18 protein-coding genes and 1 tRNA gene are annotated in these 22,249 nt (G+C 46.5%); 6 read left to right on the forward strand and 13 right to left on the reverse strand.

What is annotated here, in order from left to right; genetic code table 11:
* Positions 1–24 precede the first annotated feature (24 nt).
* On the forward strand, positions 25–1,260 hold the full coding sequence (locus MZO40_RS02205; RefSeq protein WP_105960915.1) for a dicarboxylate/amino acid:cation symporter: 1,236 nt from the start codon (positions 25–27) through the stop codon (positions 1,258–1,260).
* 17 nt (positions 1,261–1,277) lie between these two features.
* Positions 1,278–2,216: a RimK family alpha-L-glutamate ligase gene (locus MZO40_RS02210; protein ID WP_216681077.1), complete on the forward strand. Its 939-nt coding sequence runs from the start codon at positions 1,278–1,280 to the stop codon at positions 2,214–2,216.
* Positions 2,217–2,393: 177 nt separating this feature from the next.
* On the opposite strand, the gene MZO40_RS02215 is transcribed toward MZO40_RS02210, so the two are convergent.
* The 9 genes from MZO40_RS02215 to yycF form a co-directional block, all read right to left on the reverse strand.
* The gene (locus tag MZO40_RS02215; protein WP_105960913.1) at positions 2,394–3,545 is read right to left on the reverse strand and encodes an ImmA/IrrE family metallo-endopeptidase; all 1,152 of its coding nucleotides are present in this window, start codon (positions 3,543–3,545) and stop codon (positions 2,394–2,396) included.
* A gap of 161 nt (positions 3,546–3,706) precedes the next feature.
* Positions 3,707–4,468, reverse strand: a complete 762-nt coding sequence (locus MZO40_RS02220; protein ID WP_105960912.1) for a hypothetical protein — start codon at positions 4,466–4,468, stop codon at positions 3,707–3,709.
* Between the two features lie 72 nt (positions 4,469–4,540).
* On the reverse strand, positions 4,541–5,020 hold the full coding sequence (gene rlmH / locus MZO40_RS02225; protein WP_003637300.1) for a 23S rRNA (pseudouridine(1915)-N(3))-methyltransferase RlmH: 480 nt from the start codon (positions 5,018–5,020) through the stop codon (positions 4,541–4,543).
* 555 nt (positions 5,021–5,575) lie between these two features.
* Positions 5,576–6,838, reverse strand: coding sequence for a S1C family serine protease (locus MZO40_RS02230; RefSeq protein WP_050338042.1), 1,263 nt, complete (start codon positions 6,836–6,838; stop codon positions 5,576–5,578).
* Positions 6,839–6,948: 110 nt separating this feature from the next.
* Positions 6,949–7,764 (reverse strand): MBL fold metallo-hydrolase, encoded by an 816-nt coding sequence (locus tag MZO40_RS02235; protein WP_003637298.1) that lies wholly within the window; start codon positions 7,762–7,764, stop codon positions 6,949–6,951.
* Positions 7,765–8,137: 373 nt separating this feature from the next.
* Positions 8,138–8,989, reverse strand: a complete 852-nt coding sequence (locus tag MZO40_RS02240; RefSeq protein ID WP_050338043.1) for a two-component system regulatory protein YycI — start codon at positions 8,987–8,989, stop codon at positions 8,138–8,140.
* An 11-nt stretch (positions 8,990–9,000) separates the two neighbouring features.
* Positions 9,001–10,326, reverse strand: coding sequence for a YycH family regulatory protein (locus MZO40_RS02245; protein WP_050338044.1), 1,326 nt, complete (start codon positions 10,324–10,326; stop codon positions 9,001–9,003).
* A complete protein-coding gene (gene walK / locus MZO40_RS02250; protein ID WP_050338045.1) occupies positions 10,307–12,181 on the reverse strand; it encodes a cell wall metabolism sensor histidine kinase WalK in 1,875 nt (624 codons plus the stop codon). The genes MZO40_RS02245 and walK overlap by 20 nt, the downstream gene beginning before the upstream one ends.
* A gap of 13 nt (positions 12,182–12,194) precedes the next feature.
* Positions 12,195–12,902, reverse strand: a complete 708-nt coding sequence (yycF, locus tag MZO40_RS02255) for a response regulator YycF (protein ID WP_003637294.1) — start codon at positions 12,900–12,902, stop codon at positions 12,195–12,197.
* A gap of 321 nt (positions 12,903–13,223) precedes the next feature.
* Here yycF and MZO40_RS02260 point away from each other — a divergent pair.
* Positions 13,224–13,296, forward strand: a tRNA-Lys gene (locus MZO40_RS02260).
* 150 nt (positions 13,297–13,446) lie between these two features.
* Here MZO40_RS02260 and MZO40_RS02265 read toward each other — a convergent pair.
* Together MZO40_RS02265 and MZO40_RS02270 are read right to left on the reverse strand one after the other, a co-directional pair.
* A complete protein-coding gene (locus MZO40_RS02265) occupies positions 13,447–13,668 on the reverse strand; it encodes a hypothetical protein (protein ID WP_003637293.1) in 222 nt (73 codons plus the stop codon).
* An 88-nt stretch (positions 13,669–13,756) separates the two neighbouring features.
* Positions 13,757–13,957: a cold-shock protein gene (locus MZO40_RS02270; RefSeq protein WP_003637292.1), complete on the reverse strand. Its 201-nt coding sequence runs from the start codon at positions 13,955–13,957 to the stop codon at positions 13,757–13,759.
* 199 nt (positions 13,958–14,156) lie between these two features.
* Here MZO40_RS02270 and MZO40_RS02275 point away from each other — a divergent pair, with 199 nt between their 5' ends.
* The 3 genes from MZO40_RS02275 to pgmB all read left to right on the forward strand — a co-directional run bounded on the left by MZO40_RS02275 (position 14,157) and on the right by pgmB (position 18,397).
* Positions 14,157–14,600 carry a pyridoxamine 5'-phosphate oxidase family protein gene (locus tag MZO40_RS02275; RefSeq protein ID WP_003637291.1) on the forward strand — a complete coding sequence of 148 codons (444 nt, stop codon included), beginning with the start codon at positions 14,157–14,159 and terminating at the stop codon, positions 14,598–14,600.
* A gap of 381 nt (positions 14,601–14,981) precedes the next feature.
* Positions 14,982–17,702 (forward strand): glycoside hydrolase family 65 protein, encoded by a 2,721-nt coding sequence (locus MZO40_RS02280; RefSeq protein WP_252133072.1) that lies wholly within the window; start codon positions 14,982–14,984, stop codon positions 17,700–17,702.
* Between the two features lie 17 nt (positions 17,703–17,719).
* The gene (pgmB, locus tag MZO40_RS02285; RefSeq protein WP_050338047.1) at positions 17,720–18,397 is read left to right on the forward strand and encodes a beta-phosphoglucomutase; all 678 of its coding nucleotides are present in this window, start codon (positions 17,720–17,722) and stop codon (positions 18,395–18,397) included.
* A 1,030-nt stretch (positions 18,398–19,427) separates the two neighbouring features.
* Here the strand turns inward: pgmB and MZO40_RS02290 are convergent.
* Both MZO40_RS02290 and MZO40_RS02295 read right to left on the reverse strand, forming a co-directional pair.
* Positions 19,428–20,195 carry a Cof-type HAD-IIB family hydrolase gene (locus MZO40_RS02290; RefSeq protein ID WP_105960909.1) on the reverse strand — a complete coding sequence of 256 codons (768 nt, stop codon included), beginning with the start codon at positions 20,193–20,195 and terminating at the stop codon, positions 19,428–19,430.
* A gap of 337 nt (positions 20,196–20,532) precedes the next feature.
* Positions 20,533–22,221 (reverse strand): glycoside hydrolase family 13 protein, encoded by a 1,689-nt coding sequence (locus MZO40_RS02295; protein ID WP_252133073.1) that lies wholly within the window; start codon positions 22,219–22,221, stop codon positions 20,533–20,535.
* Between the last annotated feature and the right edge of the window lie 28 nt (positions 22,222–22,249).

The following is a 22,249-nucleotide window of genomic DNA, read 5'->3' on the forward strand; positions in this document are numbered from 1 at the left end:
ACATATAAAAGCGAGGTTTTATACATGGCAACGATCAAACGGATTGGATTTCCATACCAACTGCTGATTGCTTTAGTATTAGCAGTTATTTTCGGCAATTTTTTACCGATCGCAGATTCTTTTTACAATTTATTAGGCACAGTTTTCATTAATGCAATTACGATGATCATCTTACCGTTGATTTTCCCGGTAGTCATCACGGCTGTCGTTAAGATTTTTAACCAGAAATCTTTTGGTCATATTCTTCTCAAAACCTTTGTTTATTTCTTTGTGATTACCACAATTATTATCGCACTATTCTTATTAGCAGCTTACTATTTTGGATTTGGTACTGGGACACATGCCAGCGCTAACGTCAGTTCTCTGAAAGGAATTGGAACCAGTATCAATCTATGGACATTTTTAGCCTCAATCGTTCCTGCTAATATCATCAAGGCCTTCTCAGACAACAATTTGCTCTCTGTCATTTTCTTTGCGATTGTGCTTGGACTTGGTCTAGGTGCCTATGGACCAGCAAAAGCCAAGCCACTACTTAATTTATTCGATATCTGGATTGCAGCGCTGTATAAAATCACTGATTTCATTATCAAGCTGTCACCGATTGGGATTTTCGGCATCATTGCCCACGATGTCAGCAGTGTTGGTACCAGCGAGTTAGTTTCCTTAGTCACTTTCATCGTAGGCCTATATGTCGGCTATGCAGCACTACTTTTGATTATTTTCCCAATCATTGCAAGCATCTACCGGGTTCCTTACCTTGCCACTTTACGCGAGATACGCGATTTGTTCACCCTCGCCTTTTTCACTGGTAGTTCTAGCGTTGTACTCCCTAAATTACTAGAACGACTAAAATCAAATGGTGCTTCTCAAACAGTCACTGATTTTGTGATTCCGCTAGGCTATACCTTTAACTTGGAAGGTGCAACTGTCTATCTTTCGTTGGCCGTCGCTTTTGTGGCTAACAGCTATAACTTGTCTCTATCGTTAGCAACACTCGCTACGATTGTCTTACTACTAACATTTATTAGTAAAACCATTGCGACCGTCCCTTCTGGTGCCATTGTCGTCCTACTCGCCACGGCGACTCAACTTGGATTGCCCAAAGAAGGGGTCGCATTAATCTTCGCCGTTGATTTCTTTGCCAACGCCGGCCGAACTGCACTCAATGTTTTAGGTAACGCAATTGCGGCTAAAGCCATCGAAGGACAATTACAAGCCACTGCGACGAAACCAATTTCATCAAAACTCGCCAACGAATAAAGATTGGAGCTAATCATATGTCAGAATCACAACCAAAAGTTTATATTTTACACGAAAACCTCGACTGGACCCGCCACCTTGTGACATGGTTGCAACAAAAACAGATTCCCTATGAACTTTGGGACCTATCAAGTGGTCACATTGATCTGCAGTCCGTCCCTCCTGAAGGCATCTTTTACAACCGGATGTCCGCCTCTGCTCATACCCGTGGACACCGTTTTGCACCCGAATTTGCACAACAAGTGATTCAATGGCTAGAGAACAATCAGCGCGTCGTTTTAAACGGTTCTCGCGCAATTGATTTGGAAATTAGCAAAGTTAAACAATACTTAGCACTTAACAAGGCTGGCATAAAAACACCCCGAACAGTCGCCGTTCTGGGTAAAGATAATTTAGTGCAAGCGGCTCAGGAGTTCAACGTTTATCCGTTAATTACTAAGCATAATCGTGCTGGTAAAGGCGCTGGTGTTCATCTATTCAATAACGATCAAGAGCTCGAGGAGTACGTCGCTAGCGCTGATTTTGAGGAACCAGTAGATGGCATTACACTACTCCAAGAATATATTCGCCCCATCGATGGTCGGATCCGCCGATCAGAATTTATTGGTCAAAAGTTTCTTTACACCGTCTCAATTGATTCCAGCCAGGGATTCGAACTTTGTCCAGCAGATGAATGCCAACTGCCAAATACAGCTGAATCTAAGTTTAAAATCATTGACCCGTTAAGTAGCCAACAACAGGCTGATTATGAGCGCTTTTTACACGCTAACGGCCTAGACATCGCTGCCGTTGAATGGGTGGAAGATCAAAATCACCAAAAGTTTGTGTATGACGTCAACACGAATACCAACTATAATGAGCAAGCCGAAACTAGCGCTCACATCTTTGCCCACGAGCACTTGGCGGATTACTTAGGCCATCTACTTAATGAAACGACACAGGTTGTGAGCTACTGAAATCTCAATAACTAGACATAAAACCAGCATCACGGCGGAATCCAGGTGGATTTTGTCGTGATGCTGGCTTTATTGGTTCTGTTTTATCAGACACTTACATGAAAAAATTTATCCAAAATGATTTATTCTCGAAATATAGCTATATCTAAGACACGCTCGCCCTGTTTTTTCATAATATCACGCCATTTCCAAAATTTTATCGACCGTTTTATGATACGTTTTCAAAGTCACGCCCAGCATCGAGGCCGCTTTTGCAATCGCCATATCACCACTAGATTCGGCATTAATAACCGCATTCGCATAATACCGGTCTATTCTTGATATTGCGGTATTATAAAAATCACCACCAGGGGCCTTTTGCTCCGACTTCAAGCGTAGTTCTTCTGCTTGCCGCCGCTTCGCCCAATCAACCAACTTATTTCCAAACAGTCGCAAACTCTGAGTACGAATGGCCGCCGCAACTAAACTCGTATGGAACTTTTTGGATAAATGGGTTAAGTTGTCTTCAGGCGAATATTTATCAGATTGCAATTCCTTGACCTTATCAGCAGGCATCAGCACATTAATCGTAACTTGATTAATCCAACGCTCATTTACCAGATCTAGATCCGGTGAAACATTCAACACTTCATTATTTCCCAAAAAAGCATGCATCAGTTCATGAATGAGTGAAAAAATCTTCGCCTTTTTGCTATCACGGCTGTTAATAAATATTAACGGAACCACAGGATCCATTAATACTAACGCCCGGAATTCATCAACATCAAGCGGCCGTTGCGTATTTGTTCCAACAACACCATTCTGCATGACTAAAATACCTAGAGCGCTAATTTTTGTTCTGAGAATATTAAAGAAATCATCATCTGACATAGCTATTCCAAGTGTGTCGGACAAGTCTAGAATTCTTATAACATCCCTAGATACAGCGGCCGGATCCATCTTATCGTTAAATACGTGCTCAAATTGAAAATTCGTACTTTCATTTTGATCAAGTAGATAGTCTTTCATCCACGCCTGTCGCATTTCCATATCATATATCGTATCAATTAGACGCCTACTTGGCTGAACACCCTGATTATTAACCGTCCTAAACTTCACAAATTCATTTTTTTCTCTTGGTAACTCGGTTTTAAAAAAGTAATTAAACGGAATTCGCGTATCACGACTAAAGTTCTGAATTTGCTTAAATGTGGGATAATCATGGTCAGTCTGCGGGTTTTTCCAGTTGGAAAGTGCATACTTCTTTAATAATTCTGATTCATTCTTTTCACCATTACTGATGGCCCAATCAATAATTTCAGGGTTTACAGGAATCCGTAATACTGCCATGAAAATCACCACCTTTCGCCAAATATAAATCACTCACAGTACACACTATCTACTCAATCGTCTTCTTTTCAACACTGAGGAATTCTTGAATAGCGACATACGTCATGTTCTTTCTTACCTTACCATTCGCACCGAACGTTTCCAATATTTGAAATTCCTATTTATTTTACGTCGAAAACAACTTTAACCTCTTTCATCAGATCATTTAACGATCCAATAATGATTGCCTGACTTTCTAAATTACCAATTCGTATATTGTCATGATGCCTACGCAAACGTCTAGAATCTCCTGCATTGGGAAATAACGCGAATCTATATTCATATTCGCCTGAAAATTTCTTGTTTTTGACAAAATTAGCAGCCAATATGGAACCTAATCCAATCGGCACACCTTCGTAGACAGATTCCTTTTTAGCGATATTTTGTGCCTTCTCTGCCATCTTTCTCGTATCTACGTAATGAACCGGTGATTCTAAATGCTTAAAAGGCCCTAATCCACTAAACGTACCCAACTCTTTCTTTATCCTACTACTCACAATATTAAAATCCTGAAATGCAACAATCGTCCTAGGGTAATTTGTATCACTCATTAGAGAATCGTATAGATTTCTTATAACGTCATACCTAATAATATTAGCGGTCTCTATTCCTGGTCGAAGCTGTGTAACACAAAAAATATTAGCTGGAAATCTAAATGCCATTTCTTTAGGTAGCCCTTTTGAACTTTCATTAGAAAAATATCTCGAATACTCGAATCTTGGTCGAAAAACGCCTTCATCTTTATCACCAATACCAACATTTCCGCCTAAGTTCTCAATATCCCGATATGTTTGAGTGGAACCAAAATGAAGCTCACCATATTTTATAAAATCATTTAAATATCTCGTATCTACCAGTTTAAGAATTATACTACCTGTCTTCATGTAATTAATCCCCTAAAGCCAAATTGCTTATGCGCTCTCTTTAATCATGGGGTTCTACCTGAAAAAGCCATCTCACTTATGATACGGCGACCCCGCATTAATCATAAACGCTCGATAAACCTGCTCCGACAACACCAATCGCATTAGCTGGTGAGGTAACGTAAAACGTCCAAACGAGATCTGGGTATCAGCGCGCTTCAAAACTTCTGGCGACAAGCCCAGCGAGCCGCCAATCACGAAATCGATATCGCTGTGACCATAAGTCGTCAGTTTGTCGATTTCGGCCGCGAATTCTTCGCTGGAACGTTCCTTGCCTAAAATTGCCAGTGCGTAGACGTAATCGCGATCCTTGATTTTTTCCAGGATGCGCTGACCTTCTTTTTGCTTCACATTTTCCATCTCTGCGTTACTTAATGATTCTGGTGCCTTTTCATCGGGAACCTCAACGATCTGGAATTTTGCAAATTTACTCATTCTTTTCGCATATTCCGCAATTCCCTGTTTGAAGTATTTCTCCTTTAATTTACCAACACAGATAATTTTGATGTTCATAATTGACCGCCTTTACACAAGTTATTAACATAGTTATCCACAGGTGCATAACTCAATAATCAACATATTGTGGTGAACGCTAGTTCGCCACAATATTTATTTAGTCCGCTTTTGTCAAGACCCTTCCGACTTATCCACAGTTTTGCACAGCAACATCTGTTCGTGGATTCCGGTTACAAATCCCATTATATCAAGAATCCCCCGTCATTAAAATAACTTTTTTAAATTCAATCCACAGGGTAAGTCGGTGCTTGTGGATAACTTTTAAACAAGGCTCAATCCCGTCGTTGCGCCTGTTAATAAATTTCAATTTTTGACGGCTCAAATTATCACCAAAGTTGTCCACAGTTTTGCACACCCGCCGTTTTCCCGATAAATGCTTTGACGGCTTTCGGCCAGTTTGTTCGGCTTTTTACGTAACTGGGGCCGCCATTCACAAATTTTCCTGACTTTTGAAAAACGAACCTTCTCTTTTTCAGCATTATCCGCCAAAAGCGCAAAAAAACGCCCTCAATTGCAACTCACAATCAAGGACGTTTATGAAAATCTCATTTACTAGTTACTTTGTTTATTTAACGTTTTGGTAGTTTCTGTTAGCTTCATCGACGTCGTCTTCAGCTTACCGTCATGATAATACTTGACCGTTACCGTATCGTTGACGGAATGTGCGTATAACGCACTCCGTAATGTGGCCAGGTTCGTGACCTTCTTACCACCGAGTTCCGTAATCACGTCGTACTTGGTCAAACCAGCCGTCTTAGCCGGTGAGCCTGAGTAGGTCTTCATGATAACGACACCCTTCTTCACGCTTGATGGCAACTTCAGGACGGATGAGCGGTCACTAGCGGAGATATTAGCCACATTGTAGGTCGCAACCCCTAAGGCTGGCCGAACAACTTCACCATTCTTCACTAACTCGTTGATGATTTTAACGACTTCGTTACTTGGAATAGCAAAGCCCATCCCTTCAACGCTCGTGCCGGAATTATCCGAAGCCAGCTTCATCGAGTTGATTCCGATGACTTGGCCCGCAATGTTGAACAGCGGCCCACCTGAGTTCCCAGAGTTGATGGCAGCATCCGTTTGAATAACCGTTGCGTAACCAGTCGTCTGTCCAGACGTGTTCGTCGTCGCCACGGTCCGTTTCTTCGCGGAAATAATCCCTTCCGTCAAGGTCGTGGCGTAATTAGACCCCATCGGTGACCCGATTGCCAAGGCCGTTTCACCAACCTTGATATTGTCGGAATTACCGAAGCTAGCCGTCTTCGTGACCTTTGAAGAATTAATCTTCAGCACCGCTAAGTCGGTTACAGAGTCGGTTCCGACGATTTTAGCCGTCAGCTTGGTTCCGTTACTCAAAATAACCCGAATCGCGTTTGAGCCGCTAACAACGTGGTTATTCGTGACGATGTAGGCTGCGCTACCGCTCTTCTTGTAAATCAGACCAGAGCCTTCACTGTATTCTTCCAGTTTGCTAGAACTCGAATCTGAACTCGAAGAACTGTCGCTGCCTGATGAATCATCGCCACCAAGAATGCCGCTCCAGCCACTCGTTGAACTTTGCTTTTGCAAGTTGATCACTGAGACCACGGCTGCCTTGTTGTTCTGGAACACCTTGGTTGCCTGTGAGCTGACGTTGACCTTCACGTTCGTGGTTGAAGTTGACCCTGATTTGTTCGAGCCAGTTGGTACGCTAGTTGATGAGGTCGCAATATTGTTGTTTTGGAAATAAGTGATACCCCCATATGCAACACCACCACCGATGAGCCCAGCAACTAGTGCCGTTACTGCGACTTTAATTAATGATTTGTTAGCCATAATTGCGCGTCGAAACGCGATCCCTCCCTACTAATGCTGATTTTAAGTCTATTTTAGCGAAAAAGTGTGATTTTTTTATGATCGAAGCGTTGCGAAACATTAAAGCTAGCCTATAGCGTGATTAACTTCGTCGCTTTTTCTGGGTCGGTATCGTATAACTGAAAATCATGTTCCACGCCAAAATCATGCTCAGTCATCATTGAAGCCACTGTCAAATGAGCCAATGATTTCAGGTTGTTATCCTGACTCCGATGTCCTAAGTAAATTCGTTTGGTCCGATGACCGATCACATCCATCAAAGCGTTAGCGCCATCTTCATTGGACAAATGGCCCTCATCACCGATGATTCGCTGCTTCAGCGGCCATGGGTAGCGGCCCATCCGCAACATCTCCAAGTCATGGTTGCATTCGAATAAGTAGCCGTCCGCGTCACGAATAACCCCTTCGACATGCTCTGAAACGTAGCCGGTATCGGTAATAATGACAAACGACTTCCCAGCATGGTGCAGTTCATAAAACTGTGGTTCGGCCGCATCATGCGAGACACTAAAGGATTCCACGTCGAGGTCCCCGAGGTCCAAAGTCGTATCGGGATCAAAAACGTGGCATAGCTCAGCGGGGACCTTGCCAATTTTGTGAGCCATGGCATCCCACGTCCCCTGGTTGGCATAAATATCTAACCCGTACTTCCGGGCGAGGATTCCCGCTGAGTGACAGTGGTCGGTATGCTCATGACTAATGAAGAGACTATCGACTTCATTAATATCGCGGCCAATCGACGCCATCAAATTCGCGATTTTTTTGCCGCTTAGCCCCGCATCAACCAACACTTTATGTTCTGGCGTTTCAATGTAAGTCACATTGCCGGTACTACCCGACGCCAGAATACTTACTTTCATATCATCCGTTGCTAATTTTAATACCATTATTTAGGCTCTTCCTATCTCTGAAATCCATTACTATCTTTACATGATACACGCTTTTAGCAGGCTTGAAAAGTGAACGACCTGTTGCGACGCTGGCTACTGGGTCAAACGCGCGTCAAGGCTCCGGACTAGCATTGGATCGGCTGGCCCGCTGATTGCGTTAAAACGCCCGTCTCCGAATAGTCGCGGTCTGCTCAAAACGAACAGCTAGCCGCTTCTAAACAAAAAAGCCCCGCCAACCTGAGATTCGCCACCAGCCGCAACACCTCAGTAACCAGCTATATCTGATCACCGTTTGTCCGGCGCAACGAATCCCATCGCTTGCGGGACCCCTTCTTTATGACACAATCATGCTCTATGCTTAATTGCGCGTTTATTCTACGATATTCCAGACCATCCCAGCGGTCGTATCCAGACTGCTGGTCGTGGCGGAATTACTGTTTTTCATCGACGAACCTGTAAAGGCATTGATGCGGTGCAAGCTCACATTGGAGCTGTTCTTACTACGAACGGCGAAAATCCACGTCGGCACGTAGACACTGCTGTCTTTTAGCTTCAGCAGGCGCGAATACCCGAGCTTGGCCCACACGATCCGTGAACTACTTGAGACTTGGTTATACTGATACAGCGCCACCAGCGCCTTTTTCTCACTAATGGTGACCGCTTTTTCACGCAACGTTTTGACATTTGCCACATAGGTCTGCGTATAGCCGGTCAGCTGTTTTTCTTTGTTGACAAACAGGTGCACTTGCCCGGCAGCCGTTAAGATCTCACCATCCGCGACCTTTTGAACAAACACATAGTCACCATTGGACGATAAGTCTGCATCATACACGTATTCCGACCCATGAATCACGTTGGTACGTTGCTTCATGAAAGTCGTCAAATCTGATTTGGGTTTACTCGTATCGATGGTGGTCGTTGCCCGCAGCGTGCTGGTTAGTTTGCCACTACTTTGAACCCGCGCAGACTGTTCAGTTAACTGACTCAACGATTGTTTGAGGCCACTCTCATTACTGCCCGCAATGTAGTAGCCGGTCCCTTCGTGCGTGTCTGGATCTTTGAAACTAATATTATCAGAGCGCATCTCACGAATCACCGTGGTCGCGGTATCACCGGTCGTTTTCGTTGACTTGGAACTCGTCTGAACGAACATGTAACCTAGAAAGATATCGAGGACGACGAATGCGAGTAAGAAGATCCACTCAATTCTCCGAAAATTCATGCGGCCACCTCCTAAGATCCACTCAACATCGACGTATAAGTCCGCCAACTGCCGTTATAGTAGACATAATACGTCGGCGTCAAATCAATCACGAGTTTGGATGACTTGTTTTGCGTCCATTCATACCCCAATTCGATGCTACCGATTTTACTATCTTTGTAGCCCGCGGCCTTCAACTGTTTCAAGACGCTCGTCGAACTTGGTAAGGTCACCGCCTGCTTCTTGCCCGTCGTTGGAACTGGCACTTGTAAGCTGTACAAGGAGAAGTAGTAACGGTCCAAACCGTTAGACGTCAGCTGAATCCGCACGTCACCATTCTCAGTCTGATTAAAGATTGGGAACCCTTCAACGTAACTTCGATAGATGACGCTATTACTCGTGGCGTCGAAGCCATAATAGCGGATATTATCCATCGCCACGCCGAGACTAGCCAACAAATTAAAACTCTTCTTTAGCTGACTCGTCAGCGATAAGTTCCGGGTCGTGCCCGAATCACTATAGTCCTCAAAGTAAACCGTGCCGAGCTTGGAATCGACCGTCATCCGCTTGTAACTACCGGTGGTGTACTCTTGCTTGCCATTGCGATTATGCACCGAAACGGTCGAGTTCCCATCCGCATCTAACAACCGGTTGGCGATTTCACTAGCCGCCGCCTTACTCATCAAGTAGCTATAGTGTTGCATCGTCACTTGCTTCGGATAGTCGATATGCGCTTCGCCATTGCCGTAAGACATCTTGACCGCGATCTGCTTGACCTTATCCGTCGACAAGACCCGTTTTAAAGACTTCAGCGACTTATGCTTCAAACGTACGCTGTAGATTTCGTGATGGTCATCATTCAGAAAGTAGATGTGATTGGTATCATTGACCGGAATCACGATCCGACTGAATTCTGAAGACCGAAAACTATTCAAATTTTGCTTAAAAACCGTATTAAACAGGCTGACCGTGATGCTATCCGGGAAGTTCAACACGTATGAATCTTCGCCATTCAGCAGCGCTTGATAGCTCTTGGCTGACGAGATGCGCACTTTGGAGATACTCCGCGCATCCCACTTCCGCAACTGCTCACTAAACTGGCTCACTAAACTAACATTTTTATTGATCAACAGGGACTGCTTGCCCTGACTATTCGTGTAAATCAACTGGGTCGGTAAATAAATATCATCGATCGTCCGGGTGGTTAACGAGGAGTTCGATGAAGCCGTACTGACCTTGCTTTCGTGTTCATAACGCGAGGGATTTAGCCAGATGTACATGGATAAGACCACGCTTAATAGAATCAAAAGCGTCAATAGTACGGGTAAGATAAAGCGTCTAATCTTGTGAGTCGTCATCCCAAAGGTCCTCCTCCTCATAAGGTTCGTACGGCAAGGAAATGTAGAACGTCGACCCCTTACCTTCAACACTATCGACCCAAATGCGACCGCCTAGCATCTGGACAACTTCCTTCGAAATCGCCAAACCAAGCCCAGTCCCACCTTGCGCACGCGACCGCGCTTTATCCACGCGGAAGAAACGGTCAAAGACGTGGTTGAGGTCTGCTCGTGGAATCCCCAGGCCTTGGTCAGAAATACTGATGATGACCTGGTTATGCGTCTCCAACAAGCGGCAAGTGACGACGCCACCATCTGGTGAATACTTGATGGCATTGTTCATAATGTTGTCGAGGACTTGGGTGAACTTATCAGTATCGATTTCGACCCACAAGTCTCGTTTGGTAAATTCTCGTTTGATCGTGTAATACTTTGCCGGATTGTCATCCTTCTTCAAAATCATGTCGAATCGGTCCAGAACATAGTTGAACATCTCGTTGATATTAACCAGCTCCATGTCAACACGGGTCGTTCCGGAGTCCATCCGTGACAGGCTCAGGAGTTCATTGATCATGCGAATCATCCGGTCCGTCTCTTCTTGTGTCACCTTCAAAAAGCCCGGGGCGACTTCTGGATCCTTCCATGCCCCGTCACTCAATGCTTCAATATAACTCCGCAAACTCGTCAGCGGCGTCCGCAATTCATGTGAGACGTTGGAAACGAACTGTTTGCGGTCATTATCGATCTTCTGTTGTTCCGTGACGTCGTGGAGCACGCAGACCAAGCCACTAATGAAGCCAGATTCCCGCTGAATCAGTGAGAAGTAAGCATTCAGAATCAAATCACGCTCATTAGAAGAGAGGTCTAACATTAATTCGTCCTGATTCTCAATCAAGTCACGTAACGAATAGTCGTCACGAATCTTGAGGACGTCTAAAATCGAACTCCCAATCGCCTTCTCAGCGGTCACGTCCATAAAGTCCGAGGCCGTTTCATTAATGATCGTAATGTTACCGCGGCGGTCAGTCGCAATAACGCCATCACTCATGTGGGAGAGCACACTGTCCAAACGCCGCCGTTCCGCTTCAGTCGATTCTTGCGATTCCTCGACTCGAATCGATAAGTTATTGATGGCTTTCGCCAATTGGCCCAGTTCGTCATCACTATAGACACGCACTTGGCCCGCATAGTCGCCACGCGCGATTCGCTGTGTTTGTTGCTTCATTTCTTCAATCGGTCGCGTTATTGCCCGGGCAATAATGATGGCAATCCCTAGTCCTAACAGCATCGCGACTAACGAGGCAATCACAAAGATCCCCATGATATTGTTGATCGTACTATAGACCGACTTCATATTCGCACGGACATACAAGACCCCGACTAACTGGCTACTGTTCCCAGTCGAGTTGGAGCTATACAGTGGCACGATTGAAATATAGTAACGACCATTATTCTGCGTATCATAGGTACTCTTGGTGTAAGTTCGATTGTTGTAAATCGCGTTCTTCACGTTCCGGTCCGTTGTTTTTTGACCGACGATCGATTGATCATTAACGTCACTGGTCCCGCGAATCGTCCCCTTGCTGTCAACGACCCGAATCTCGTCAACATTCGTATTATTATAGTTGGAAAGAATCGTCTTAATCTGACCATTGGCTTTACTCGTATTATTAACGGTCAATTGTTCCGCTAGCGAGTTGTCAATATAAGTTGGAATTTGAACAGACTGTTTGAAATCTTGAATGTTCCGCGATTCCAGCTGTTTCACAAAAATCGCCCCAACGATTTCCAACGTAATTAGTAATAGTAAGGCAAAGACTAGCGCGATTTTAAAATTAATCGTTTTAAAAAAATTTTTCCGTTTAAATCTCAACACGGTTTAGCAACCTCTACTCGTTTTCTGGATTGCGGAGGTAGTAACCCACACCCCGCCGAGTCACCAGCCATTTCGGGTGACTCGGATTATCTTCAACTTTTTCACGCAAACGTCGTACGGTCACATCAACGGTCCGGACATCACCAAAGTAATCGTAGCCCCAGACCGTCTGCAACAAGTGTTCACGCGTCATCACTTGACCAATGTGTTGGGCTAAGTAATGTAGTAATTCAAATTCACGATGCGTCAATTCAATGTTTTCACCACGTTTGGAGACCATGTAAGCCTCAGGATGGATGACCAAATCACCGATTTCGATATCTGAATTCTCTTCGACTTCGGCTGGCTGCGCACTTGGCGCACCTTGCCGCCGTAAGTTTGCCTTGACCCGAGCCACTAATTCGCGGTTTGAGAACGGCTTAGTCACATAATCATCGGCACCGAGTTCCAGTCCTAGGACTTTATCCAATTCAGAGTCCTTGGCCGTAACCATGATGATTGGCATGTCATAATTCTTCCGGACTTGCCGGGCGACTTCCAGGCCGTCCATCTTCGGCAACATTAAGTCTAAGAGGATCAAATCAGGATGGACTTCATCGACTTTTTGCAAGGCTTCCTCACCGTCAGCGGCGACGTGGACTTCATAGCCTTCTTTAGTTAAATTAAACTTCATAATATCGGAGATTGGTTTTTCATCATCAACAACTAAGATTTTTTTCATAACGATTCTTCCTCCTTAGGGGAAAACAGGTTTACATTTCAATTTTAAGGTGGTTCACGATTAATTACGAGAAAAGGTCACTTTTCTCGCGTCAGGTCGGTTGAAATAAAATTCAACACTGTTTTTAGTATATCACAAATAGGGTTGGCTTTCTTTGATTGCCAATCCGCGTGGCCGTAGTATTTCCCGGGAAATAATCTGATAATTACGGTAACCGTTTTCATGGGTAATTTAGCAAAAAATTGCGCTTTTTTGAAAAAAAACACAAAATAGTGTTGTCAGAACTCAGAATTCATGATATTATATTTTTTGTTGAGTTATGGGCAGTTAGCTCAGCTGGCAGAGCAACGGACTCTTAATCCGTGGGTCCAGGGTTCGATCCCCTGACTGCCCATCATATAACCACACTAATCAGTTTTCACGCTGTGATAATCCACCGTGAGAGCTGATTTTTTTATACGCCCAAAAAGTGAAAGGACTGACCGCAGCCGTACAGCCGCGCCAGTCCTTTTTTGACATCAGCATCAATCCGCCAATGCTGGGTTTACTTTTCAATGTGGAAATAGCCTTCAGGTGCCTCGCTCGGCTTAGCCTGGTGCCAATGTTGGTTACTGCTTCCGTACTTGGTCGGTTGCGCATCGGGGTCCATCGCGACAAAGCGCCGCCCCACGGCATCCATAAAAATCACGACCCGCTGATACTCACGCGCAGGCGTGACCAACGTACAATTCTCATGCTTAATACCATAAACATCTACAAAATCCATCCTGACCACTTAGCTTTCTTGTTTGTCTGACGGACATCACCAACTGAAAAACCGAACCGTTAACATCAACGGTTCGGCACACTGCTAACTATTGAGGTCGAACGTTCGTCGCTTGCGGACCACGATCACCTTGTTCTTCATCATAGGTTACTTTTTGACCTTCATCTAAGGTCTTGAAACCATCCGTTTGGATCGCTGAGAAATGAACGAAGACATCGGTACCGTCTTCACCCGTAATAAAACCAAATCCCTTATCCGCGTTGAACCATTTTACCGTACCATTTTTCATTAATATAAGTCCTCTCAGAACTGACTGAAGTGGCGACAACGTTAACCCTTAGGACGCCCCATCGCTGGAGTGCCCCGCGCGCTAAGTGCTTCAAGTATATCATACCTCGCCGAATTAAGGGCAAATAACGCCATGCATAACGGATGACTTTCCCCCGCAGTTCAGGCATACTAATTAGTAACAAAGGGGGAAGCTAATCATGCAACATACCACTCGACAAGCAGCGCTCCAGATGATTCAGACAGCCCCCGTCTTCACATTAGCAACCGTTGATGCGGATGGCTATCCGACCATGGTAGCGCTGAGTCCTTTACCAATCAAACGGCGACTGGAAGAACTCTACTTCTACACCAGCCGCCAAACATCAACCACGCAAAATATTCAGAACTGTCGGCAGGCCAGCCTATTTTACTATCAACTCTCGGACTATTCGTCCATTATGTTACGCGGTAAATTGACCCTGGTCGGCAACAACGCGTTTGACCAGGATTGGCGCACGGCGCTGACTGACTTTCAGCAACAACTGGACTACAAGGACCCGGTCATTCTGCATTTTCAGACCAATTCGATCAAAATTCGTCAGATGATGACGATCGACCACCTGGAACTCATCGATCCACCCACTGATGAGCGACCGCATTAAATCTGACCCGCGCGCATGTACAGCGTCGTTTCGGGCGTCCGGCCGCGTGTGCGCACCTCAAGATATTGCCATTATTATATTCTGAAAGCCGTCATTAGACCGTCGTTTAATGGCGGCTTTTTATGTAAAATCATCCCCGAATTAGCACTGGCCTCTAACTTGACCGTGCACCAAGTTCGCCCCGACAAGGCCACAAGCCCCCCTTGATTCGTTCATTCACCTTCATAAGTAATGCCGCTTTCATCCCCGTAACGACGTGCTTTCAGCCGCAATATTTGCGAGGCCGCTAAAAAGAGACTAGGCTATAAGTGTACCTAATATTTTCATAGTTATAATTAAATGAATGCAATTTTTAATGACCGAACTAAGGAGTGTGAACTAATGAAACTTATTAGATTGCGAATTGAAAATGATGCGATGGACATCGCCTATCACCCGGTATCGGGGCAAGAAGCGACCGTTCACTACCTAATTGCTTATAATCCTGACCAATCAATCGGTGAAAACCTGGAAAACATCAAGGTGCGCTTAGCAGGATTGAAATTTGACGCGGCAATTCTTGAAAACGGCTTATCGTACCCCTTCTCTGATACGATCGTCGGCGTGAACTACGACCGCATCGATGTCGGCTTGGCGTTAACGAACTTGCTGAACATTCCGGTCGTCAGTCAAGCCGCCGTTGAGCAACTCGGACTGGCAGCCGCCGTAAAAGCCAAGAGTGCCTACTTAAAGTGGCATCTCGACTACTACGGCCAGTATCACGGCGTCCGCAATAACGGTCAAGAAGCCATGCTGACGATTGGTAACGGCTACTTCGGGCTACGTGGCGCCTTTTTGGAAAGTCACGCGGACAAGGATAATTATCCAGGAACCTACGTTGCCGGCGTCTTCGACCAAGAAACGACGACCATCAATGACCACCAAGTCACCAACGAAGACTTAGTCAACCTACCGAACGCACAATTCATCACGTTTGGCATCGATCACCAAACCCCATTTCGACTCAATGAACACGATTTACAAGACGTTTATCGGAGCCTCGATCTAAAAACTGGGATTCTGACAACGACCAAACTCATTCAGCTGGCTTCCGGCCATCAGCTCAAGATTCGCTCACAAAAGGTCGCTAACATGCAGGACTGGCACCGTTACAGCATCCGCTATCAAGTGACACCGCTCAACTTTGCCGGGAGTTTACAGATTTATTCCGAAATCGATGGCAGCGTCGTCAACAGTAATGTCAGTCGTTACAACGTTTTTGACCAGCATCACTTACAGACGATGGGCATCGAGACTGCGGCCAATACCGTTTTTCTCTCGGGACAAACTAAATCATCGCACATCAACTATACGATTGGTGCCCAACTAACCAGTCCCGACGTACCTGCCATCAAGAATTTCCACAGCACGCAACAATCCCAGGGCGTTCAACAAACCGTCTCGCTAGCCGTCGAAGCTGGTAAGACTTATACGTTTGATAAAGACGTCGTGATCACAACGAGCAACGTCGCTGATGACGCACAGTTGCCCCAGGTCCAAGCCGAACTCGACCAGTCCAGTTTTGACAAAACGGCAAGTGCCAGCAAGGACTATTGGGACGCAACTTGGCGGACGACCGATATCAAAGTTCGCGGCGACATCACTAGTCAGCGCCTGTTGCGGGTGAACATCTACCACAGTTTCGTTTCCGCTGCCGCCATTGAAAGTGGCCAACTAGACGCTTCCGTGGGGGCCCGTGGATTACACGGCGAGGCTTACCGTGGTCACGTCTTCTGGGATGAAATGTTCATTTTGCCGTTCTACACCTTGCACCGACCAGAATTAGCCAAACAACTCCTGTACTACCGTTACCGGCGATTACCAGCGGCTCGTAAAAATGCTCAGGCGGAAGGCTATCGCGGCGCTATGTTCCCGTGGCAATCCGCTTCAAAGGGTGACGAGCAGTCGCAATTCACCCATCTGAATCCCATCACAAAGACCTGGGATCCAGACAACAGCCGCCTACAACGCCACGTCTCGTTAGATATTGCCTACAACGTCTGGTTCTACTACCACGTCACGCAAGACCGCGACTTTCTCAATCATTATGGGATGGAATTATTGCTCTCAATTGCCGCATTTTGGATCAGTAAAGCGACCTATAATGAAGAAACTGGACGATACGATATTAGTGGCGTGATGGGTCCCGACGAATTCCACGAAAATTACCCGAACAGTACTAAGCCGGGATTGAAGAATAACGCCTATACCAATATCATGGTCGCCTGGCTCTTCGATATCATTACGAAGTTCAAAGCACAAATGCCACAGTCGGCCTTCCAACAAGCGGCTGAAGCGGCCAGTTTCGATACGGCCACTAGTCAAAAGTTGACGGATATTAGTCATCATCTGGCCTTAGAAATCAACCGTCGCGGGGTCATTGCCCAATTTGAAGGGTACTTCAATCTGCCGAAGCTTGATTTTCAGGCTTATCATCAAAAATACGGTGATATTGCCCGGATAGACCGCATCTTGAAGGCGGAAGATAAGACGCCGGATGCCTACCAAGTCGCCAAACAAGCGGACGCCCTGATGGCCTTTTACAACTTTGACGTGCCAACAGTCCAGGGTCTGATCGAACAAATGGGGTATCAACTCCCTAAAGAGTATTTGACCCACAACATTCAGTACTACCTGGCCCGCACGACCCATGGTTCGACCCTGTCACGCATCGTTTACGCGGTCTTGAACCAGCTTGATGACAACGATGATGACGCTTGGAAGCTGTTCTCAGAAGCCCTCGCCTCCGATTACTATGATATTCAAGGTGGGACCACGGCAGAAGGCATTCACCTAGGCGTGATGTGTGCCACTTTAAATCTGACCACCCGCAATTTTGGTGGTGTCAGTCCCCTCGGTGAGCACCTGCAAGTCAATCCGCAGTTGCCAGACCACTGGCAGACTTTGAAATTCAAGCATCTGTTCCGGGGTATCCACTACGTCTTCGTCATTGACCATCAGCGCGTCACCGTCACCGCTGATCAACCAAGCACGATCATTATCGGCAAGCAATCGTACCAATTACAAGCTAAGAAACCACTGTCAGTCACTTATGCCAGTTAAATTAGGAGGAAAAAACGATGGTTGAATTTGCAGCAATCAAAGGATTTGTCTTCGATCTCGATGGCGTCATCACGGATACGTCGGTCTTTCATAGTCAGGCTTGGCATCAAATTGCGGACAAGGTCGGCGTAAGTTGGGATGACCAGTTGGCCGACGCGCTCAAAGGTATCAGCCGGATGGATTCACTGAATTTGATTTTAGCCCGTGGGCATCGAGAAAATGACTTCACCCCTGACCAAAAAGCCGCGTTAGCTGCCGAAAAGAATACTAATTATCTCGCACTGGTCAATCAAATGACGCCCGCTAACATTTTGCCAGGCATCACTGATTTCTTAGCAGAATTGCAAGCCCATGGTTATGCCATGTCGCTGGCTTCGGCCTCTAAGAATGCGCCACTAGTGTTGAGCAAATTAGGCCTGGGGCACTACTTCACCAAGGCCGTTGATCCTGCCACGCTAACGCATGGTAAACCAGATCCAGAAATCTTCCGGCGTGGCGCTGAAATTTTGAATCTGAGCCCCGCTGAATGTATCGGAGTCGAAGATGCGGCTGCCGGCGTCCAATCCATCAACGGCGCCGGTGAAACATCGATTGGTATCGGTGACCCCACCGTGTTAGCTGCCGCTGACATCAACTTCACCGACACCACCCAATTGACCTTAGCCAACATTCAGTCACAACTGGTTACGGCCTGATTACTGCCTGAATGCCAATTTAATTAGTCTCTGTTTTCAACGTTCGCATCAAAGTAGCTTGATGCGGGCGTTTTTTGTTGCCCACATTATCTTGCAGGATTTTGGTATCGACTTGGTGCTTAGTGGGATTCCTGCTCGTTAGTCGATGCGCGCCTTAGTCCGACTTCCGGGGCCGGCTGACAACGCTGGAACGCAGCCGACGTCGATTTGAACTCACGCAGAAACCCACTGCGCAATTTCAAATACGAGTCTTATTCTAAGCCGGAAGAACCCCACTTCCAGCTAAGAATAATTTGGCTACTGAGCATTGTCCGGCGGGCCGGCCAGTCGGGGAACCTCTCGAATGGCAGATGAACGACCACCTAACTTGGTGCAATTGACCACTGAACATTCGGTGGATGATCCTTCAGAAAAAATTTTAAATCAGTATTTATGATGGTTTACGGTATTTAAATGCTGACAAAAAGACTTGAAGATTACTGGCTAGCGTCAACGGAAACCAGTCCTGAGGTTAGACGCTAGAGTTGTTATTAGTACAGAATTCAGAGTTTTACTCTCTTAGATGACTCAAAAATGTTGGCGAGATAACTTATCTATTACTGGGAATCAGCCTTACAGTTGAAAGCCAAGATAACTGTTTACTAGGAATCAACGACCAGTCCATCAAAAGTTGAGTCCGCAAATGTCTGCCTTTCGAATACTGTCCAGGCTGGAGGGTGTTTCTGACAATGCCCAGCAATGAAATTCCACTTAGCAAGCGTTTTGTGCTTGGTTAGTGGAAGACCAGTATTTAAGACGTGTTTTTCGGCTTAAATCTGTGTCCATTGCGTTCCGGCAATTGTCAGAAACACCTGTAAGCCGTCTTAGGACGCATCTACCAATGTATGTTTACGCCCAACTCGCCCTACTTCCGGCGGGTCACAGCTGGCGGTCTTGACTTTAATCCCTAACACTATATCCATTAAAAAAAACGACAAAGCGCCAAAACGCCTTGTCGTTATTGTCTTCAAACAAATTTTGTCTCACTGCTTCAAATCAAGTCAAAGTGCTTTAGCCCCTGTGCGATGCCATCGTGCATGTTATCCGCGGTAACGTAGGCAGCGAGCCGTTTGACGCGTGGATGACCGTTGCCCATTGCGATTGGGGTCTGGACCATGCGGAACATCTCAATGTCGTTTAATTGGTCGCCGAATGCATAGGTTGGGACGGTCGTCAGGTGCGCTTTGGTCAAAATATCGCGGATGCCGACTGCTTTGGAAACACCCCACTGCATCGTGTCCAAGGCCCGCGGATTATTGCGGACGAAATGGAGCCGGCCGCGGTAGCGACGTGCATACTGAGAAGCATTCAGTGGGTCAAAAGTCAGTAAGAAATTAATGTGGCGGTGTTGGTAGAACTGCGGGTCGACCGTTGCCGTCTGATGGAGCGTTTGATAATTATCAACGGTGAGGGCATCCCGATGGCTCAACGCAAAACCGGCGTTATTATAGTAAGCCAAGGCATGCTGCTGACGATTGGCGAAGTGGGTCACATCCGCCAAGAGATCCTTATCGAGTTCGTGCGCGCTCAAAAAGTGGCCCTGATAAGCCACATAACTACCGTTGGCGCTCACGATCGAATCAATCCCAGTCTGTTGCATGATGTCGCGCACTTCAAAGACGTTGCGGCCCGTCGCAATGACTGGCAAGATGTGATTGGCTTTTAATTGTTGAATGGCCTGAATGCTACTTGGCGCCACCGTCTTGTCGTCGCGCATCAGGGTGCCATCCAAATCAAAAAATACAACTGCTTGATACACACAATTACCCCCTATAATAATTCAACGTGTGACAATCTCAGCTCACACGAAGCTGTGTACAGGTCTATTATAGGCGGGTCGTGCAAATTGAGCTGGAATTGTGCTTGAACTTTCATTCCAGCTGGCCATGCACACGTCCCACTTGGGCAATTATCAAGGCATAACAAAACACGCAGCTTTTCAAGAAAAGCTGCGTGCAATCTAATACCGCAACGCAAGGATTGCTAGGATACTTTTTAACATGTCTGGTCTCCATGTTATTAGCGGGGTGCTATTAAAAAGTACATCCTTAATGTACTGCAGACTAAGTTATTCAACTATCAATTTTCTGTAAAGTTCAAGTAAAGTTTTCAATAACACGACACTGTTCGCCACCAATCGTCCGGGTCACCAAGCAATGTTGAATCGCCCGTTCTAAGTCCAGCGGCAAGCCGCTTAACTTCAAGTCATGGCTGGTGACCGTCCGCGGCTCAGTCGTCACATTAATCACGACTAAGACAGTTTGGTCGCCTTGCCAGTAACTGTAGCCGATTCCGTAGTCCGCTAAGTAAAACGGCGCAAAGTGGGCCGCATTCAACCAAGGATGTTGCCGGCGCCAGTGCAGCCACTCGGTCACAAACTGCACCTGCGCTTGATCAGCGTCAGCCCACGGATAAAAGGCCCGATTGTCCGGATCCTTGCCGCCCAGCATCAGGGCTTCATCACCGTAGTAGAGGCACGGCACTCCCGGAAGCGTCAATAGTAACTGGACTGCTAAACGCAGCCGTTGCTGGTTCTCTTCTAGCATCGTCAGGATTCTCGGCGTATCGTGCGTCCCAATATTATTAAAATTATACTGGAAGGTCGACGCCGGATAGTTTTCCTTCAACGTCATCAGCTCCCGCCACCATTCTGCGGGGCTGAGTATGCCGTTCAACACGTGAATAATCAAGCGCCGGAGTGGATAATTCATCACGGCGTGTAGTCCACCACCTTCCAGATAGTGCCGTCGTAGCCCGTACGCGAGCTTGTGCGAGGCATCTTCCCAGACTTCGCCAATCAGAACTTTGTCTGGATACCGGTCCAAAGTCCGCCGAATCCCCGCGATAAAATCATCTGGCAGTTCATCGGCCACATCCAATCGCCAGCCATCAACGCCCCGCTGCGTCCAATAGTCGATCACCGAATCGGGTTTGCCAAAGATAAAATCCCGGTAGGTCGGGTCTTCCTTGTCGACCGTCGGCAAGTCCCGAATTCCCCACCAACTGTCATAGTCTTGCGGATAGTGGATGAAGGTAAACCACCGATAGTACGGGCTATCCTTAGATTGCGTCGCCCCCACGGTGGGATACTTTTCAGCCTGATTAAAATACTTAGAATCCACGCCCACATGGTTGAAGACGCCGTCCAAAATCAAGCGCATCCCGGCTTGGTGCAGCGCGGTGACCAGGTCATCGAAGTCCGCTAGCGTGCCCAAGACCGGATCGATTTTCAGAAAATCACCCGTATCGTAGCGGTGATTGCTACTGGCTTCAAAAATCGGCGTCAGGTAGACGATCGTCACGCCGAGCTGTTGTAAATAGGGAATCTTCGCGCGAATGCCCCGCAGATTGCCCCCATAAAAGTCCCAGCGTAAAATCGCCCGGTGTTCATCGCGAACGTACAGCGGCCGGTCGGTCAAACGACCATAGATAAAGTTATTCGCTTTCGGTGCATTGACGTGTCCATCCGCATTGCCATTATTAAAACGGTCCACAAAAATCTGATAGGCGACACCCTCCCGGTACCACTGGGGCAAGGTCTCAATCGCCTTTAAAATCGTCAATTGGTACATCTGAACGTGTTCTCGCAAAACGTATTGCACACCGGGACCGCCATAGCCGCCATCGACACAGCCGTAGAACACGGTCGTGGTGGCCGTTTCGATACGGAAGTAATAGAAGTAGAGCCCCACCTGAGTTGGGATAAACGTCGTCGTGTAGGTCGTTGGGCTCACGGGTCGCAGCGGTAGCGTGGCCTCGTCATCCCACTGGCCATCATGCGCCACACACAAGTCGACCTGTTTGACCGGCGTG

The sequence above is a fragment of the Lactiplantibacillus sp. B652 genome (assembly GCF_023806745.1).
Classification (GTDB): domain Bacteria; phylum Bacillota; class Bacilli; order Lactobacillales; family Lactobacillaceae; genus Lactiplantibacillus; species Lactiplantibacillus pentosus.